The organism is Nocardiopsis sp. TNDT3 (genome assembly GCF_003427465.1).
Taxonomy (GTDB): domain Bacteria; phylum Actinomycetota; class Actinomycetes; order Streptosporangiales; family Streptosporangiaceae; genus Nocardiopsis; species Nocardiopsis dassonvillei.
Map to the genome: position 1 here is coordinate 1 of NZ_QPFC01000006.1, position 2,392 is coordinate 2,392.

Sequence of the window (2,392 nt, forward strand, 5' to 3'; positions counted from 1 at the left end):
GGGACGTCGGGCGCGACGACACCGCCTGAACCCCGGCCGCGCCCGACCGCACCCGGACCCACCGCACCCGCTCCCCACCAGATCCGGACCCGCGACCCCGGTCCCGTCCCACCCAAGGAAAGGCCGCACACCATGACCCAGCACGAGGGCACCGGCCCCGCCCGCGTCGTCCACCGCGTGATGGAGGCCGTCCACCCCGAGATGGCCGGCCGCACCGCGGTCGTCACCGGGGCGGCGCGCGGCATGGGCCGCAGCTTCGCCGCAGCCCTGGCCACCCGCGGCGTCAACGTCGTCGCGGCCGACATCAACGACGTCGACATGAAGCGGGTCGCCGACGAGATCAACCGCGACCTGGCCGACGGCGCTCTGCACGAGAGGCCCGGCCGGGTCGCCCCCCGCCGCGTCGACGTGGTCGTGCCCGAGCAGCACGACGACCTCGCCCGCGCCGCCGTCGACGAGTTCGGCTCCCTCGACTACTGGGTCAACAACGCCGGGGTCTTCCCGTACGCCGCCGTCGGCGAGATCACCGCCGAGCAGATGTCCACCGTCCTCGACGTCAACGTCCAGGGGGTCCTGCACGGCGCCCAGGCCGCCGCCCGCCGCATGCGGCCCGGCGGCGTCATCGTCAACATGTCCTCGGTGTCGGCGGTGCGCGTGCGCCGGGGCCGCGCCGCCTACTGCGCGTCCAAGGCCGCCGTCGCCCACCTGACCGAGTCCCTCGCCGTCGAGCTGGGCGACAGGGGGCTGCGCGTCAACTCCATCGCCCCCGGCTTCATCGACACCGAGATGACGCGCTGGCTCCAGGACGACCCCGAGGCCCTGGCCGCCGCCCTGGACAACGTGCCGCTGCACCGGGTCGGCTCCCCCGAGGAGGTCGTCGGCGTCCTGCTCTTCCTGCTCTCCGACAGCAGCCGCTACGTGACCGGGCACAGCATCGCCGTCGACGGGGGTTCCCGCCATGTCTGAGCACGTCGGCCGGCACGACCACGAGGACGAGGAGACCGCCGACGTCGTCGTCATCGGCGGGGGAGGGGCCGGGCTCGCCGCGGCCGTCACCGCCGCCGAGGAGGGCGCGCGCGTCCTGCTGTTCGAGTCCGAGTCCGAACTGGGCGGCTCCACCCAGCTCTCGGCGGGGCTCTTCACCGCCGCCGCGACCAGCGTCCAGCGCGGCGCGGGCGTGGAGGACAGCGCCGAGCGCTTCTACCAGCACTACATGGACCTCAACCAGTGGATGCTCGAACCCGGGCTGGTCCGCGCCTTCTGCGAGAACGCCGGACCCACCCTGGAGTGGCTCATCGGACTGGGCGCCGGGTTCCCGGCCCGGACCTCCACCAACGCGCACATGCCCGGTCTGACCCGGGCCGGGGTCGAGGACGTCTGGCGCGCCCACGTCCCCGCCGACCAGGGGCTCGGTCTGGTCCAGGTGCTCGCCGCGGCCTGCCGCCGCCTCGGGGTCGAGACCGTGCTCAACACCCGGGTGCGGCACCTGCTGTTCGAGGACGGCCGGGTGCGCGGCGTCGTCGCCGACGGCGTCACCGTCCGCGCGAACGCCGTGGTGGTCGCCACCGGAGGCCTGGCCCAGGACCCCGAACTGCTCAAGGAGTACTACCCGGACGCCCTGGAGGCGGGCGAGCACGCGTTCGTCGTGGCCGCGCCCGGCAGCCGGGGCGACCACCTGCGCTTCGCCGAACAGGTGGGGGCCTCCGTGACCGGCGCGGGCTGGGGGCTGCGGATGCCCACCGTCTACTTCCAACGCCAGCACCACTGGCAGTCGGGGTTCCCGCCGCTCTCGCGCGTGTACGTCAACGGGGCCGGGCGCCGCTTCATGGACGAGGACGCCTCCTACGCAGTCTCCACCGGCATCATCGACGCCCAGGGCGGCTCCGCGTGGTGCGTGTTCGACGACCGCGCCCGGGCCTCGCTGCCCGCCGGGTACGCGGACTGGACGCCCGAACGCGTCACCGAGGAGGCCGACGCGGGCCGCACCCTGCGCGCCGACACCCTGGAGGAACTGGCCGCCCTCATGGGGGTGCCCGAGGCCGCGCTGCTCACCACGGTGCGGACCTGGAACTCCCAGCTGCCGAACGGGCGGGACCCGGACTTCCTGCGCCACCTGACCCTGCGCGGCAAGGGGGCGCAGGCCGACCCCGAGCCCCTGGACACCGCTCCGTACTACGCGGCCCGCGTGCTGCCGGCCGAGATCGTCTGCACGCACGCCGGTCTGGAGATCGACTCCGCCGCCGCCGTGCGCGACCGCACCGGGACCGCGGTCCCCGGGCTCTTCGCCGCGGGCGAGGCGGGCGCCGGAGTCCTCGGTCCCCGCTACGTCGGCGGCGGCAACGCGGTCGCCAACGCCCTCACCATGGGCCGCATCGCCGGTCGGGGAGCGGCG

General features: G+C 74.9%; 2 protein-coding genes. Both read left to right on the plus strand.

Translation table 11 applies throughout. The features are described from left to right. Positions 1–132: 132 nt before the first annotated feature. Positions 133–966, plus strand: coding sequence for an SDR family NAD(P)-dependent oxidoreductase (locus DQW06_RS00100; protein ID WP_013155652.1), 834 nt, complete (start codon positions 133–135; stop codon positions 964–966). Then, positions 959–2,392, plus strand: a 1,434-nt coding sequence (locus DQW06_RS00105) for an FAD-dependent oxidoreductase (protein ID WP_117197720.1), incomplete at its 3' end; no start/stop codon positions are given. The genes DQW06_RS00100 and DQW06_RS00105, both read left to right, overlap by 8 nt.